We start from the raw sequence: 16113 nt of genomic DNA, 5'->3' as shown, positions 1-16113 counted from the left end.
CGGAACGGCGAACAGAAAGGGGAACCCCTCGGTGCTCCGTCTCATCGTCCGCAGGCTGCTCCAGCTCGTCCCCACCCTGCTCGGCCTGACGGTGCTGCTGTTCCTCTGGATCCACCGGCTGCCCGGCGGACCGGCCTCGGCGCTGCTGGGCGAACGCGCCACCGAGGCCGACCGGCGGCAGATCGAGGCCGCCCTCGGCCTCGACGAGCCGCTGTGGGTCCAGTACGGCCGCTGGCTCGAACGGCTGGCCCGGCTCGACCTGGGCACCTCGACCCAGACCAGCCGCCCGGTGTGGGAGGAGTTCACCCTCCGCTTCCCCGCCACCGCCGAACTCGCCCTGACCGCCATGCTGATCGCCGTCGTCGTCGGCATCCCCCTCGGCTACGTCGCGGCCCGCCGGCGGGGGAGCTGGCTCGACGCCGCCGCCGTCTCCGGCTCGCTGCTCGGCGTGTGCGTCCCCGTCTTCTTCTTCGCCCTCATCCTCAAGGCGGTCTTCGCCGTCAACCTGGGCTGGCTGCCCAGCGCCGGACGCCGGAGCACCGGCATCGACGCCACCGAGGTCACCGGCTTCTCCGTCCTCGACGGGCTGCTCACCGGCGAATGGGACGCGTCCCTCGACGCCGTGGAGCACCTGATCCTGCCCGGCGTCGCCCTCGCCTCCATCCCGCTGGCCGTCATCGTCCGCATCACCCGCGCCGGTGTCCTGGAGGTGCTCACCGAGGACTACGTCCGCACCGCCGAGTCCAAGGGCCTGCGGCAGCGCGTCGTGCGCGGCCGGCACGTGCTGCGCAACGCCCTGCTGCCCGTGGTCACCACCGTGGGCCTGCTCACCGGCAGCCTCCTGTCGGGCGCGGTGCTCACCGAGTCGGTCTTCGCGTTCGGCGGCATCGGCCGGTTCGTCGCGGACGCCATCGACGCCCGCGACTACCCGACGCTGATGGGGTTCATCCTGCTCATCGCCCTGCTGTACGTGCTCGTCAACCTGATGGTCGATGTCGCCTACAGCGTCATCGATCCGAGGGTGCGGGTGAACTGATGACCATCAGGACGGAGAAGCTGGACCGCCTCGCGGAGCTGACCGCGCGGCGCGACACCACCACCGGCGCCGGCCTGTGGACCGAGGCGCTGCGCCGGCTGCGCGGCAGCAAGATGGCCCTGACCGGCGCGGCCGTCATCACGGTGTTCGTGGTGATCGCCGTCGTCGGCCCGTGGCTCGCCCCGCACGACCCCACCGCCCAGACCTGGCGCGACGAGGTCTTCGTCAACCGCGCGCTCTTCGTCGGCCCCCGCTCCGGGAACTGGCTCGGCCTGGACCACCTCGGCCGCGACCAGTTCTCCCGCCTCCTCGTCGGCGCCCGGCACACCCTGCTGGTCGGCGTCGTCTCCACCCTCATCGGCCTCGTCGCCGGCGCCCTCGTCGGCGGCGTCTCCGGCGCCGCCCTCGCCTTCGGCGGCCGGGCCGGGCGCGGCCTCGACACCGTGCTGATGCGCGGCGTGGACATGCTGCTGGCGCTGCCCTCGCTGCTGCTCGCCGTCAGCGTCGCCGCCGTCATGGGGCAGAGCCTGACCACCGTGATGATCGCGGTCGGCGTCGTGCAGATCCCGGTGTTCGCCCGGCTGCTGCGCGGCTCCATGCTCGCCCAGGCCCACGCCGACTACGTGCTGGCCGCCCGCGCCCTGGGCGTGCGCCGCCGCCGTGTCGTGCTGGCGCACGTGCTGCCCAACTCCCTCGGCCCGGTCATCGTGCAGACCACGCTGGCGCTGGCCACCGCCATCATCGAGGCGGCGGCCCTGTCGTACCTGGGTCTTGGCAACCCGGATGCCGCCCAGCCCGAGTGGGGCGTCATGCTCGCCCAGGCCGAGCGGTTCTTCGTCCCCGAGGACCTCCTCGACCAGGCGTCGCTGATGGCGGTGTGCCCGGCGCTCGGCATCATCGTCACCGCCCTCGGCTTCACCCTGCTCGGCGAGGCCCTGCGGGAAGCACTCGACCCGAAGCTGCGAGGCTGACGCGCCATGACCCTGCTGTCCGTGGAAGAACTGTCGGTCACCTTCACCGGGCGCGACGGCGGCCGGCGCGGCCCCGGCACCGACGCCGTCTGCGGCGTCTCCTTCACCGTCGCCGAGGGCGAGGTCGCCGGACTGGTCGGCGAGTCCGGCTGCGGCAAGAGCGTCACCTCGCTCGCGCTGATGGGCCTGCTGCCCAGGCGGGGCGTACGGGTCGGGGGACGGGCGGTGTTCCGGCACTCCGGCCCGGACCCCGTGGACCTGCTGTCCCTGCCCCCGGCCGCCCTGCGCGACCTGCGCGGCAGACAGCTCGCGATGATCTTCCAGGACCCGCTGTCCTCCCTCAACCCCGTCGTCCCCATCGGCGTCCAGGTCACCGAGGTCCTCACCCGCCACCGCGGCCTGCGCGGCCGGGCCGCCCGCGCCGAGGCCGCGCACCTGCTGGAACGGGGCGGCATCCCCGACCCCACCCGCCGGCTCAAGGAGTACCCGCACCAGCTCTCCGGCGGCATGCGGCAGCGCGCCCTCATCGCGATGGCCGTGGCCTGCGCCCCGCGCCTGCTGATCGCCGACGAGCCGACCACGGCCCTGGACGTGACGATCCAGGCGCAGATCCTGGAGCTGCTGCGGGAGCTGGTCGACGACCAGGGCACCGCGCTGCTGATGATCACCCACGACCTGGGCGTCGTCGCCGGGATCTGCGACTCCGTCCACGTGCTGTACGCCGGCAAGGTGGTCGAGGCCGCCGGGCGGCGCGCGCTGTTCGCCGCCCCCGCCCACCCGTACGCGCACGGCCTGCTCGGCTCCGTCCCGCGCCTGGACGCGCCGCGCGGCGAGCGGCTCCACCCGGTCCGGGGCTCCATCAACGACCGCCTGTCCTGGCCCGACGGCTGCGCGTTCGCGCCCCGCTGCGACCGCTACACCCTGGAGTGCCTGGACGCGACCCCGGAGCTGACCGCGCTGCCCGGCGCCACCGGGGGCCATCTGGTCCGCTGCGTCCACCCGGTGGGGAACGAGGGCTCCGCCGCGGCGGACACCCCGACGGAGAGGGAGGCGTCCGCGTGAGCCTGCTCGAACTGGACGACGTGAAGGTGCACTTCCCGGTCCGGCGGGGCCTGCTCTTCGACCGCGTCGTCGGGTACGTCCACGCCGTGGACGGGGTGTCGCTGACCGTCGAGGCAGGCCGGACGTACGGGCTGGTCGGCGAGTCCGGCTGCGGCAAGACCACCCTCGGCCGGGCCGTGCTGCGGCTGACCGACATCACCTCGGGACGTGTGCTCTTCGACGGCACCGACCTGGCCGCGCTGCCCGGCGAGGCGATGCGCCGCGCCCGCCGCCGGCTCCAGATGATCTTCCAGGACCCGCTGGGCAGCCTCGACCCCCGGCAGAACATCGAGTCCGCCCTCACCGAGGGCATGGCCGCCCACGGCCTCGGCGACGGCCGGGCCGGCCGCCGCGCGAGGATCAGGGACGTCCTGGAGCGGGTCGGCCTGCCCGCCGGCGCCCTGTCCCGCTACCCCCACGAGTTCTCCGGCGGCCAGCGGCAGCGCATCGGCATCGCCCGCGCCCTGGTCCTGGAGCCGGACCTCATCATCTGCGACGAGCCGGTCTCCGCCCTCGACGTCTCCGTCCAGGCGCAGGTGCTGAACCTGCTGGAGGAGCTCCAGGACTCCCTCGGCCTGACCTATGTCGTCATCGCCCACGACCTGGCCGTGGTCCGGCACATCTCCGACCGCGTCGGCGTCATGTACCTGGGCGGGCTGGTGGAGGAGGCGGACAGCGACACCCTGTACGCCGAGCCCCGCCACCCGTACACCCGGGCGCTGATGTCGGCCGTCCCGGTGCCGGACCCCGACCTGGAGGACAACCGCGAACGGATCCTGCTCCGGGGCGACCTGCCGTCCCCGGCGAGCCCCCCGGCCGGCTGCCGCTTCCACACCCGCTGCCCGTGGCGGCAGCCGGAGCGCTGCGACACCGAGCGCCCCGAGCTGACCGACATCGGCGGCGGCCACCGCGTGGCGTGCCACTACGCCGCCGGGATCGCGGACGGCACCGTCCGGCCCACCACCGAGCTGGCCCCGCGCGTCCTGCGCGACGTCCCGCCGCCCCGGGAGGCCGCCGAACCGGCCCGGGAGACGATGACCGACGGGTGAACGGTGGTCCCCGGGGGTGGTTTACCGGTAAGAATCCAGTTGAATCGGCTGGAATCCGACGCGGGGGCCCCCGGGGCCCGGCTACGGTCGTCACCGTGAAGGCCATCCGTCGCTTCTCCGTTCGCCCCGTCCTCCCCGACCCCCTCCGACCTCTCCAGGAGCTGGCGTTCAACCTGCGCTGGTCCTGGCATCCCGAGACCCGCGAGCTCCTGCGGTCCGTCGACCCCGAGAGCTGGCAGGCGTGCGGCGAGGACCCGGTGCGGCTGCTGGGCTCCGTCTCCGCCGACCGGCTGGCGGCGCTCGCCGCCGACCGGGGCTTCCTGCGCCGCCTCGGCGTCGCCGTCGGCGACCTGCGCGACTACCTGACCGAGCCCCGCTGGTACCAGCGGGCCGACGCCCTCGCCGAGGGCGAACTGCCCCGCGCCGTCGCCTATTTCTCGCCCGAGTTCGGCATCACCGCCGCCCTCCCGCAGTACTCGGGCGGCCTCGGCATCCTCGCCGGTGACCACCTGAAGGCCGCCAGCGACCTCGGCGCCCCCCTCATCGGTGTCGGCCTGCTCTACCGGCACGGGTATTTCCGCCAGAGCCTGTCGCCCGACGGCTGGCAGCAGGAGCACTATCCGGTCATCGATCCGCACGAGCTGCCGCTGACCCCGCTCACCGAGGCGGACGGCGCCCGTGCCACCGTCACCCTCGCCCTCCCCGGCGGGCGCACCCTCGCCGCCCAGGTGTGGCAGGTCCGGGTCGGCCGGGTCCCGCTGCTGCTGCTCGACTCGAACGTCGCGGAGAACGGCCCCGCCGAACGGGACGTCACCGACCGGCTCTACGGCGGCGGCAGCGAGCACCGGCTGCTCCAGGAGATGCTGCTCGGCATCGGCGGCATGCGCGCGGTCCGCGCGTTCTGCCGCATCACCGGGCACCCCGCGCCCGAGGTCTGCCACATGAACGAGGGCCACGCCGGTTTCCTCGGCCCCGAGCGGATCCGCGAGCTGGGCGAGGCGGGCATCGGCTTCGACGCCGCCCTGCGCGCCGTGCGGGCCGGCACCGTCTTCACCACCCACACGCCCGTCCCGGCCGGCATCGACCGTTTCCCCGAGGAGCTGGTCGCCCGCCACTTCGGCGAGGGCGGCGAGCTGAGCCGCCTCGACCTCCAGGCGCTGCTGGGCCTGGGCCGGGAGGCGGTGCCCGAGGGGCAGCCCGCGCAGTTCAACATGGCGGTCCTCGGCCTGCGCACCGCGCAGCGCGCCAACGGCGTCTCGGCCCTGCACGGGAACGTCAGCCGAGGCATGTTCGCCGGGCTGTGGCCCGGGTTCGACCCGGGCGAGGCGCCGATCGGCTCCGTCACCAACGGCGTCCACGCGCCGACGTGGACCGCCGACGCGATGCGCCGGGCCCGCGAGAGCGCGCTGAGCGACGCCGAGCTGTGGGAGCTGCGCCGCACCCTGCGCGAACAGCTCGTGCACGAGGTCCGCGCCCGGCTGCGCGCCTCGTGGCGGCAGCGCGGCGCCGGCCAGGCCGAGCTGGGCTGGGTGGACGACGTCCTGGACCCGGACGTGCTCACCGTCGGCTTCGCCCGCCGCGTCCCCTCGTACAAGCGGCTCACCCTCATGCTCCGGGACCGCAAGCGGCTGAAGTCGATGCTGCTCCACCCCGAGCGGCCGGTGCAGATCGTGGTGGCGGGCAAGGCGCACCCGGCGGACGACGGCGGGAAGCGGCTCATCCAGGAGCTGGTGCGGTTCGCCGACGACCCGGCGATCCGGCACCGCATCGTGTTCCTGCCCGACTACGGCATGGCCATGGCCCGTTCCCTGTACGCCGGGTGCGACGTGTGGCTGAACAACCCGCTGCGCCCGCTGGAGGCGTGCGGCACCTCCGGGATGAAGGCCGCGCTCAACGGCTGCCTCAACCTGTCGGTGCGGGACGGCTGGTGGGACGAGTGGTTCGACCCCGACTTCGGCTGGGAGATCCCCACGGCGGACGGGCTCGCCGCCGCCGAGCCGGACCGGCGCGACGCCATCGAGGCCGCCGCGCTGTACACGCTCCTGGACGAGCAGGTCGCCCCCCGCTTCTACGACCGGGGCCTGACGGGCAACGGGCTGCCGACGCGGTGGCTGGAGATGGTCCGCGCCACCCTGGACCGGCTCGGCCCGCTGGTGCTGGCCGACCGGATGCTGCGGGAGTACATCACCGACCTGTACGCCCCGGCCGCGCTCGCCTACCGCGCCATGACGCCGGACGCCGCGCAGGAGCTGGCCGACTTCGCGGCCCGCGTGCGGGCGGCGTGGCCGCGCGTCGCGGTCGAGCACGTGGAGACCGGCGCCGAACCGACGACGCTGGGCGGCTCGGTCTCCCTGCGGGTGCGGGTCGCGCTGGGCGACCTCGACCCGTCGTCGGTGGAGGTGCAGGCGGTGACCGGCCGGGTGGACGGCGACGACACGCTGGCCGACCCGGTGTACGTCCCGCTGAAGCCGCAGAACGGGCCCGACCTGGCCGGCCGCTGGACGTTCGAGGGGGAGCTGACCCTCGACCGGCCCGGACCGTTCGGCTACACGGTCCGCGCCCTGCCCTCGCACCCGCTGCTGGCCCACCGGGCGGAGCTGGGCCTGGTCACCCTCCCCGGCGAGGAGGCGGCGGTCGAGTCGTCCGGCGTCCTCTTCCGCTAGCATCCCCGCCCCCGCCCCGCCCGGCCGTCGAGGCCGGGCGGGGGGGAGCCGTGTCGGGCCAGGCTCTCCCGCCACGCCCGGTGGAGGTCGGAGAAGCGGCCGGTGCCCGCGATCAGGTCGGCGGGCGTGCCGTCCTCCACGATCCGGCCGGACTCCATCACCAGCACCCGGTCCGCGATCTCCACCGTGGACAGCCGGTGCGCGATCACCACGGCGGTGCGCCCGCGCAGCACCGTCTCCATGGCGTCCTGCACCGCCTTCTCGCCCGGGATGTCCAGCGACGACGTCGCCTCGTCCAGGATCACCACCGCCGGGTCGGCCAGCAGGACCCGCGCGAACGCCACCAACTGCCGCTGCCCGGCCGAGATCCGGCCGCCGCGCTTGCGCACGTCCGTGTCGTACCCCTCAGGCAGCGAGGCGATGAAGTCGTGGGCGCCGATGGCCTTCGCCGCCCGTTCCACCTCCTCGCGCGTGGCGTCCGGCTTGCCGATCGCGATGTTCTCCGCCACGGTGCCGGAGAACAGGAACGCCTCCTGCGTCACCATCACCACGCCGCGCCGCAGCTCCGCCGTGCTCAGGTCCCGCAGGTCCGTGCCGTCGAGCAGCACCCGCCCCTCGGTCGGGTCGTAGAAGCGGGCCAGCAGCTTCGCCAGCGTGGACTTGCCCGCGCCCGTCGCCCCCACCAGCGCCGCGGTCCGGCCCGCCGGCAGCGTCAGCGAGAAGCGCGGCAGCACCTCGCCGCCCGTCCGGTACGCGAACCGCACGTCCTCGAAGACCACCTCGCGCCCCGGCCGGCCCGCCGCCCGCGGCGGCAGTTGCACCGGCCGCTCCGGCTCCGGCACGTCCGGCCGCTGGGCGAGCAGCCCGGCGATCTTCTCCAGGGAGGCGACGGCCGACTGGTAGTTGTTCAGGATCATCGCGAACCGGTCCATCGGGTCGTACAGCCGCCGCACGTACAGCGCCCCCGCGGCCAGCGCGCCCAGCTCCAGGTCGCCCGACCGCACCCGCTGGGCGCCCCACAGCACGATCGCCGCCACCGCGACGGCGGCGACCAGCCGCGACAGCACGATGAAGCGCCCCATCTCCAGGACCGTGTCGGCGTTGACCCGCCCGTGGTGGCGGTTCAGCCGGTCGAACCGCGCGTCGTTGGCCTCCTCGCGGCGGAACGCCTTGACCGGGCGTATCCCGTTGAGCGTCTCGGCGAACTGCACGATCACCGAGGCGATCGCCGTGGACCGTTTGCCGAACCGCTCGGCCGACCGCCGCCGGTACCCGCGCACCAGCAGGTACAGCGGGACGAACGACAGCAGCGCCGCGCCGCCGAGGCCCGGATCCAGGTAGCACAGCAGCGCCCCGATGTAGACCACGGAGACCAGGATGACCAGCAGCTCCTGGAGGCCCTCGTTGAGCAGCTCGCGCAGCGACTGCACGTCGCTGGTGGCCCGGGATATCAGGCGGCCGGACGTGTACCGGTCGTGGAAGTCCAGGCTCAGCGCCTGGGCGTGCCGGTGGATCCGGCCGCGCAGGTCCAGCAGCATGCCCTGGTTGATCCGGGCGGCGGCCTGGATGAACGTGTACCGCAGCAGGCCGGCGCCCAGCGCGCACACCACGTACGCCACGGCCACCGCGATCAGCGGCCCGTTGTCGTCGTCGCGGACGGCGGGGACGCCGCTGTCGATGGCGTACGCCACCAGCAGTGGACCGGCCTGCACCGCCGCCTGCTGGGTCAGCAGCAGGAACGCGCCGAGGGCGACCTTCCCCCGGTGCGGGCGCAGCAGCGAGCCGAGGAGCCGGCGCGAGGCGCCGCGGGGCGCGGGCAGGGTGTCGCGGGCGATCGGGTCGGACGCGGCCGGCGGCCCGTCCTCGGCAGGCTCCCGGTCGTGGTCGTGGTCGCGGTCGCGGTCGGGGAGGGTGGTGGTCATCGCGCGGGCACCTCGTTCCGCTCGCCGGTCATCAGGTAGCGGTACTCGGCGCTGGTGCTCAGCAGCTCCGGGTGCGTCCCCACGGCGGCGATCCGCCCGCCGGACATCAGCGCGACCCGGTCGGCGAGCTGGACCGTGGACGGGCGGTGGGCGACGACCAGCGCCGTGGTGGCGGACAGCACGTCGCGCAGCGCCGCCTCGACCCGCGCCTCGGTGTGCACGTCCAGCGCGGACAGCGGGTCGTCCAGCACCAGGAACCTCGGACGGCCGATCACCGCGCGGGCCAGCGCCAGGCGCTGCCGCTGCCCGCCGGACAGGCTCAGGCCCTGTTCCCCGACCTGGGTGCGCGGACCGTGGGGGAGCGCGGCCACGAAACCGGCGGCCTGGCTGACGCGCAGGGCCCGTTCCAGCTCCGCGGGGTCCGCGTCCTCCGCGCCCATCAGCACGTTCTCCGCGACGGTGGCGGAGAACAGGGTGGGGTCCTCGAACGCGACGGCGACCATGGCCCGCACGTCCCGCAGGGGCAGGGTCGCGATGTCGGCGCCGTCGAGGAGGACCCGGCCGGAGGTGACCTCGTACAGCCGGGGGACGAGGGAGAGCAGGGTCGTCTTGCCGCTGCCGGTGCCGCCGACCAGCGCCAGCGTCTCCCCGGGGCGCACCCGCAGGTCGATGCCGTCCAGCACGGGCGGGGCGCCGGGCGGGCTGTCGGGGTAGCGGAAGACGACGTTCTCGAAGCGGATGCCGTCCCGCTCCGGCCCGGCGGGCGCGGGCAGCGGGCGCGCGGCGGGCCCGGCCGGGAGCGCCGGTGGGATGTCCGGCGGTATCTCGGTGTCCAGCACCTCGAAGAAGCGGTCGGTCGCGGTGCCGGCCTCGTTGCACAGCGCGAGCAGGAAGCCGATCGACTCGACGGGCCAGCGCAGCGCCATGGCGGTCGTCATGAAGGCGACCAGCGTGCCCGCGGTCAGGTCGCCGTCCGCGACCCGCACGACGCCGAGCACGAGGGCCGCGCCGAGGAACACCTCGGGCAGGGCGAGGATCACCAGCCAGATGCCGCCCATCAGGCGCGCCTTGCGCAGCTCGGTCTCCACCAGCTCCCCGGACAGCGCCCGGAACGCGCGGGCCTGGCTGCGGTGGCGCCCGAAGCCCTTGATGACGCGGATGCCGAGGATGGACTCCTCGACCACGGTGGTCAGGTCGCCCATCTGGTCCTGGGCGCGGCGGGCGACGACGGAGAACTTGGCCTCGAACAGCACGCACAGCCAGATCAGCGGGGCGATGGGGGCGGCGAGGATCAGGCCGAGCGACCAGTCCTGGACGAGGAGGACGCCGAGGCCGAGGACGATCGTCGCGCTGTTGACGACGAGGAAGGTCAGGCCGAAGGCGAGGAACATACGCAGCAGTTGGAGGTCACCGGTGCCCCGGGACAGGAGCTGTCCGGTGGCCCAGCGGTCGTGGAACGAGACGGGGAGGCGCTGGACGTGCCGGTAGAGCGCGAACCGCATGTCGGCCTCGACGCGGGCCAGGGGGCGGGCCACCAGCCAGCGTCTGAGCCCGAACAGCAGGGCCTCGGCGGTGCCCACGAGCAGCAGCACGGCGCCGCCGAGCCAGACACCGCGGGAGTCGTCGTCCGCGACGGGGCCGTCGACGATCCACTTCAGGACCAGCGGCATGACCAGGCCCATCGAGGCCGCGACGATGGCCACCGCGGCGGCGCTGATCAAACGGGTCTTCACGGGCCGCACGAACGGCCACAGGCGGAGGAGGGAGCGGACCACCTACTTATGCGCTCGCCCGCCTGCTGTTTCGTTTGTATGCCTACGCAGTCCACCGCCCTCTCCCCTATCCTCTCCGCCGGCAGCGTCAGATGTGTTGAAGAGACAGCCCTCCGTCGACGCCCACGGGTTTTCGTCCTAGGTCCGGAGACCGAGAGGGCCGTGCCTCCACCGCGCCGGCCCACCCCGGTCGCCGCCGGCGCGCGGCGGCGACCGGGGCGTCGTCAGCCGTTCGTCGGCGCCTCGCTCCCGGCGCGGTCGGCCTGCGGCAGGGTGCGGAACATCAGCACCGACCGCTCGGGGACGGTGATGGGGGCGCCCGCCGCGTGGAGCGTGCCGGGCGCGGTCTCCTGGTCCTCGCGGGTGGTGTCGACCAGCAGCTCGTAGCCCTCCGCCCATGGCGGCCCCGGCAGCGGGAACTCGACGGGCTCGGGCCCGGCGTGCAGGATCACCAGGAAGCTGTCGTCGACGACCGGCCGGCCCTTGGCGTCGCGCTGCGGGATGTCCCGGCCGGACAGGAACATCCCCAGCGTCGAGCTGGGGGCGTACCAGTCCTCCTCGGTCATCTCCTTGCCCTCGACGGTGAACCAGCCCAGGTCCCTTATGCCCTCCGGCCCCTGGCGGCGGCCGGAGAAGAAGGCGCGGCGGCGGAGCACGGGATGGTCGCGGCGCATCCGGATCAGCCGGCGGGTCAGGTCGAGCAGGGGCCGCCAGGCCGGGTCGGCGATCAGGAACCAGTCGATCCAACTGATCTCGTTGTCCTGGCAGTAGGCGTTGTTGTTGCCGCGCTGGGTGCGGCCCATCTCGTCGCCCGCGACCAGCATGGGGACGCCGGTGGACAGCAGCAGGGTCGTCAGCAGGTTGCGCAACTGGCGGCGGCGCAGCGCGTTCACCTCGGGGTCGGTGGTCTCGCCCTCGGCGCCGCAGTTCCACGCGCGGTTGTCGTTGTTGCCGTCGCGGTTCTCCTCGCCGTTGGCCTCGTTGTGCTTCGTCTCGTAGCTCACCAGGTCCCGGAGGGTGAACCCGTCGTGGGCGGTGATGAAGTTGACCGAGGCGTACGGGCGGCGTCCGCCCCAGGCGTAGAGGTCGCTCGATCCGGACAGCCGGTAGCCGAGGTCCCGCACGTCGGGCAGCGCCCCGCGCCAGTAGTCGCGGACGGTGTCGCGGTAGCGGTCGTTCCACTCCGTCCACAGCGGGGGGAAGGACCCGACCTGGTAGCCGCCGCTGCCGATGTCCCAGGGCTCGGCGATCAGCTTGACGCGGCGCAGCACCGGGTCCTGGGCGATGACGGCGAGGAACGGCGAGAGCATGTCCACGTCGTGGAAGGAGCGGGCGAGGGCGGCGGCGAGGTCGAAGCGGAAGCCGTCGACGCCCATCTCCTGCACCCAGTACCGCAGGGAGTCGGTGATCAGGCGCAGCACCTGCGGCTGGACGACGTGCAGGGTGTTCCCGCAGCCGGTGTAGTCGGTGTAGCGGCGGGCGTCCTCGGCGAGGCGGTAGTAGCCGGGGTTGGCGATGCCGCGCAGGGAGAGGGTGGGGCCCAGCTCGTTGGCCTCGGCGGTGTGGTTGTAGACGACGTCGAGGATGACCTCGATGCCGGCCTGGTGCAGCGCGCTGACCATGGCCTTGAACTCGCCGACCTGCTGGCCCCGGCTGCCGGAGGCGCTGTAGGCGGCGTGCGGGGCGAAGTAGCCGATCGAGTTGTAGCCCCAGTAGTTGCGCAGGCCGCGCCGGAGCAGGTGGTCCTCGTGCGCGAACTGATGGACCGGCAGCAGCTCCACGGCGGTGACGCCCAGCCCGGTGAGGTGCTCGATCGCGGCGGGATGGCCCAGTCCGGCGTAGGTGCCGCGCAGTTCGGGCGGGATGCCGGGGTGGCGCATGGTGAAGCCGCGCACGTGCAGCTCGTAGATGACCGAGTCGGACCAGGGCGTCTTGGGACGGATGTCGTCCACCCAGGTCTCGGTGTCGTGCACGACGATGCCCTTGGGCACGAACGGCGCGGAGTCGCGGTCGTCGCGGACGGTGTCGGCGACCTCCTGGTCGGGGTGGTCCCGGTCGTGCCCGTACACCTCGGGCGGCAGGGAGAACTCGCCGTCCACGGCCCTGGCATACGGGTCCAGGAGCAGCTTCGCGGGGTTCCAGCGGGCGCCGGACGCGGGGTCCCAGCGGCCGTGGACGCGGTATCCGTACCGCTGGCCGGGGCGGATGCCCGGCAGGAAGCCGTGCCAGATCTCATGGGTCAGCTCTTCGAGCGGGCAGCGGGTCTCGCGCCCCTCGTCGTCGAAGAGGCAGACCTCGACCGCTTCGGCACCACCTGCCCAGAGGGCGAAGTTGGTGCCTTCGGTTCCGTCGGGGCCGGCGCCGAACCGGGCGCCGAGCGGCTGCGGATGGCCGGGCCAGACGTCGGTCTTCACGCGCTCGGGTGCCTGGGACACGTGCGCCCTCCAATTGTCTCGATCCCTCAATGATTCCCGCTGGCGCGCGACCCTCACGTGCGGTTTCACACCTTCATGACAATCGATCATCCAAAGCCATGAATGAGGCATTTTGCCATGGTCGGCGCCACGGCCCGCCGTCCGCCCGGGGTGCGGACTGCGACGGAACGGTGACAATCACGCCGGGTCCCACGCTCCTTGCGGTGTGATTACCTGGCCATATTTGGGGCCGGCGAGGGGAGTGGATCAACGGTGAGAACGCGGCCGGGGGGCGGACGGGCCCCGGGAGCGATCGTGGCGCTGCTGCTCGGGATGCTGCTGCTGGTGGTGACGGCGTGCAGCGACGGCGGCGACAAGCCGGAATCCGGCGGCAGTTCGCCGCCAGCGCCCGAGGCGCCCGGCGTCGCGATAGCCATCGCGCCGGGCGACGGCGCGACCGGCGTGGCCACCTCCGGCGCGCTGCGGGTCACCGCCGAGGACGGCACGCTGACCGATGTCACCGTCACCGGCCCCGGGGGCGCCGAGGTGCCCGGCGAACTGGCCGCCGACGGCGCGAGCTGGGAGCCGGACGAACACCTCGCCAACGCCACCGAGTACACCGTGACGGCGGTCGGCGAGAACGCCGACGGCGTGGGCGCGACCGAGACGTCGGCGTTCACCACCGTGGCCGCCGACGCCACGTTCGCCACCGAGTGGAACATCCGGGACGGCGACACGGTCGGCGTCGGCATGATCCTGTCGCTCACCTTCGACACCCCGATCGAGGAGACCTCGGCCGTGCGCGACGCGGTCCGCGTCACCACCGAGCCCGAAGTCGACGTGCGGGGGCACTGGTTCGGCGACCAGCGGCTGGACTTCCGGCCCGAGGAGTACTGGCCGGCGGGCACCGAGGTCACCGTGCGGTTCCGCACCCGGGGCGTGGAGGGCGCCCCCGGCGTCTACGGCACCCTGTACGAGGAGGTGCGGTTCACCGTCGGCCGCAGCCAGGTGTCCACCGTGGACGCCGAGGACAAGACGATGCGGGTGGTGCGCGACGGGGAGACCGTCAAGACCTTCCCGGTCACCACCGGCGCCGAGGCCACCCCGACGTGGAACGGCCGGATGGTCATCAGCGAGAAGCACCTGGAGACCCGCATGGACGGGGCGACGGTCGGCTTCGACGGCGAGTACGACATCCCGGACGTGCCGCACGCCATGCGGCTGAGCACCTCCGGCACCTTCATCCACGGCAACTACTGGGCCGGCGCCTCCGTCTTCGGCGAGCGGAACGTCAGCCACGGGTGCGTGGGCCTCCGGGACACGCGCGGCGCGGGCGACTCCTCGACCCCGGCCGCCTGGTTCTACGAGAACTCGATGATCGGCGACGTGGTCGAGGTCGTCCACTCCGACGACGACGTCATCGCCCCCGACAACGGCCTGAGCGGCTGGAACATGGCGTGGGACGAGTGGGGCGCGGGCCAGTGAAGGACCCCCGGTGAACGGCGGCTAACCTTCCGGCATGACTGTGCATCTCGAGGTGGCGGACGGCGTCGGCACGTTGCGGCTGGACCGTCCGCCCATGAACGCGCTGGACATCGCCACCCAGGACCGGCTGCGCGCGCTGGCCACCGAGGTCACCGAACGGGACGACGTGCGGGCCGTGGTGATCCGGGGCAGCGAGAAGATGTTCGCGGCCGGCGCGGACATCAAGGAAATGCGCGCCATGGACCACGCGGCGATGATCGCCAGGGCACGCGGGCTCCAGGACGCGTTCACCGCGATCGCCCGCATCCCCAAGCCGGTCGTCGCGGCCATCACCGGCTACGCGCTGGGCGGCGGCTGCGAGCTGGCGCTCTGCGCGGACGTCCGGTTCGCCGCCGACGACGCGAAGCTGGGCCAGCCCGAGATCCTGCTCGGCCTGATCCCGGGCGCGGGCGGCACCCAGCGCCTGCCCCGGCTGATCGGGCCGTCCCGCGCCAAGGACCTGATCTTCACCGGCCGCCAGGTCAAGGCCGACGAGGCGCTCGCCATCGGCCTGGTGGACCGGGTCTTCCCGGCCGCCGAGGTCCACGCGGAGGCCCACGCCTGGGCGGCCCGGCTCGCGACCGGGCCCGCCACCGCACTGCGCGCGGCGAAGGAGTCGGTGGACGACGGCCTGGACGCCGGGCTCGACGTCGGGCTGACGATCGAACGCACCTGGTTCGCCGGACTGTTCGCCACCGATGACCGCGCGTACGGCATGCGGAGCTTCGTCGAGGACGGTCCTGGCAAGGCGAGGTTCTGGCCGCGCGACTGATCGGTCACCCGTGGAGGGGCACTTCCCCGGGAACGGCCCACGCGCGGGGCATATGCACGCCATGATGGGGACCATGCGGGACGTCATCGAGGACGACGGGCTCACCGACGCGGCGTGGGACCTCTCCGCCGACCCGTCGGCGGGCGAGGTCCGTCTCGCCTCCCGGCCGGGAGCGGCGGCCGTCGCCAGGCGGCTCACCCAGCGGCAGCTCCAGCACCACTGGATGCTGCCGCACGAGCTGACCGAGAACGCCGTGTTGCTCGTCTCCGAGCTGGTGGGCAACGCGGTCCAGCACGCGGGCGCCCACGTCTTCGGGCTGCGCCTCCGCCGCCGCCGGGGCTGGATCCGCGTCGAAATCCGCGACCCCTCCCGCGCGCTGCCCTGCCATCTCCCCGTGCACGCCATGCCGGTGACGAGCGGCCGGGGCCTGTTCCTGGTCGACACGCTGTCCGACCGCTGGGGCGTCGACCTGCTGCCGCACGGCAAGTCCACGTGGTTCGAGATGCGGGTCGTCGGCCACTGAGCCGCGGCCGTGTCAGGTCCGGAGTGTCCGGTACGTCATATCCGGCGGGCGAGGCCGCGCGTGGCGCGGCGGCGCCGGTCGTTGCACAGCAGGCACTTGCCCCAGCCGGGCGGCAGCGGATCGTCCTTGTCGCCGTACAGCGGATCGACCGCGCCGCGCGGATGCTCGCGGCAGCCCGTCGCACCGGGGACGGCCGTCAGGGCCTGCGCCGAGGCCAGCGCCCGGCGCAGCGCGTCCACCAGCACCTCGGCCTGCTCACCGGTGGGCGTCTCGTGGTCGAACGCGATGTCCGAAGCGGTCCGCAGGGCGGCCTGCAACTCCCGCAGCTCTGACTGCTGACTCATGCTCGCCAGCCTAGATGATAGG

General features: G+C 73.5%; 12 protein-coding genes. 8 read left to right on the top strand and 4 right to left on the bottom strand.

The genetic code is table 11. The annotated features are described in order from the left end of the window. Positions 1-31 precede the first annotated feature (31 nt). The 5 genes from BN2279_RS21120 to glgP all read left to right on the top strand — a co-directional run bounded on the left by BN2279_RS21120 (position 32) and on the right by glgP (position 6820). Positions 32-1036, top strand: a complete 1005-nt coding sequence (locus BN2279_RS21120) for an ABC transporter permease (RefSeq protein ID WP_059011924.1) — start codon at positions 32-34, stop codon at positions 1034-1036. Beyond that, a complete protein-coding gene (locus BN2279_RS21115) occupies positions 1036-2007 on the top strand; it encodes an ABC transporter permease (RefSeq protein ID WP_059011922.1) in 972 nt (323 codons plus the stop codon). The genes BN2279_RS21120 and BN2279_RS21115 overlap by 1 nt, the downstream gene beginning before the upstream one ends. Before the next feature lie 6 nt (positions 2008-2013). Further along, complete coding sequence (locus BN2279_RS21110; protein ID WP_059011920.1) at positions 2014-3069, top strand: ABC transporter ATP-binding protein; 1056 nt, start codon at positions 2014-2016, stop codon at positions 3067-3069. After that, positions 3066-4157 (top strand): ABC transporter ATP-binding protein, encoded by a 1092-nt coding sequence (locus tag BN2279_RS21105; RefSeq protein WP_059011918.1) that lies wholly within the window; start codon positions 3066-3068, stop codon positions 4155-4157. The genes BN2279_RS21110 and BN2279_RS21105 overlap by 4 nt, the downstream gene beginning before the upstream one ends. Positions 4158-4252: 95 nt before the next feature. After that, entirely contained in the window at positions 4253-6820 is a 2568-nt protein-coding gene (glgP, locus tag BN2279_RS21100) for an alpha-glucan family phosphorylase (RefSeq protein WP_059011916.1), read from the top strand. Here glgP and BN2279_RS21095 read toward each other — a convergent pair. The 3 genes from BN2279_RS21095 to glgX all read right to left on the bottom strand — a co-directional run bounded on the left by BN2279_RS21095 (position 6817) and on the right by glgX (position 12949). Further along, on the bottom strand, positions 6817-8742 hold the full coding sequence (locus tag BN2279_RS21095; protein WP_059011914.1) for an ABC transporter ATP-binding protein: 1926 nt from the start codon (positions 8740-8742) through the stop codon (positions 6817-6819). The two genes, glgP and BN2279_RS21095, sit on opposite strands and share 4 nt — an antisense overlap. Next, entirely contained in the window at positions 8739-10475 is a 1737-nt protein-coding gene (locus BN2279_RS21090; protein ID WP_234348028.1) for an ABC transporter ATP-binding protein, read from the bottom strand. The genes BN2279_RS21095 and BN2279_RS21090 overlap by 4 nt, the downstream gene beginning before the upstream one ends. Before the next feature lie 263 nt (positions 10476-10738). Next, entirely contained in the window at positions 10739-12949 is a 2211-nt protein-coding gene (gene glgX / locus BN2279_RS21085) for a glycogen debranching protein GlgX (protein ID WP_059011911.1), read from the bottom strand. A 312-nt stretch (positions 12950-13261) separates the two neighbouring features. On the opposite strand from glgX, the gene BN2279_RS21080 reads away from it, so the two are divergent. The 3 genes from BN2279_RS21080 to BN2279_RS21070 all read left to right on the top strand — a co-directional run bounded on the left by BN2279_RS21080 (position 13262) and on the right by BN2279_RS21070 (position 15747). Continuing rightward, the gene (locus BN2279_RS21080; RefSeq protein ID WP_079032414.1) at positions 13262-14413 is read left to right on the top strand and encodes a L,D-transpeptidase; all 1152 of its coding nucleotides are present in this window, start codon (positions 13262-13264) and stop codon (positions 14411-14413) included. A 34-nt stretch (positions 14414-14447) separates the two neighbouring features. After that, positions 14448-15224 carry an enoyl-CoA hydratase/isomerase family protein gene (locus BN2279_RS21075; RefSeq protein ID WP_059011908.1) on the top strand — a complete coding sequence of 259 codons (777 nt, stop codon included), beginning with the start codon at positions 14448-14450 and terminating at the stop codon, positions 15222-15224. A gap of 73 nt (positions 15225-15297) precedes the next feature. Further along, positions 15298-15747 carry an ATP-binding protein gene (locus BN2279_RS21070; RefSeq protein WP_324612855.1) on the top strand — a complete coding sequence of 150 codons (450 nt, stop codon included), beginning with the start codon at positions 15298-15300 and terminating at the stop codon, positions 15745-15747. Between the two features lie 35 nt (positions 15748-15782). Here the strand turns inward: BN2279_RS21070 and BN2279_RS21065 are convergent, their stop codons facing one another. Next, positions 15783-16091 carry a hypothetical protein gene (locus BN2279_RS21065; RefSeq protein WP_059011906.1) on the bottom strand — a complete coding sequence of 103 codons (309 nt, stop codon included), beginning with the start codon at positions 16089-16091 and terminating at the stop codon, positions 15783-15785. Between the last annotated feature and the right edge of the window lie 22 nt (positions 16092-16113).

This window comes from Streptomyces specialis, from assembly GCF_001493375.1.
Lineage (GTDB): Bacteria > Actinomycetota > Actinomycetes > Streptomycetales > Streptomycetaceae > Streptomyces > Streptomyces specialis.
The sequence above is the reverse complement of the archived record's forward strand: the minus strand, read 5'-3'. Positions and strand labels throughout refer to the sequence as shown.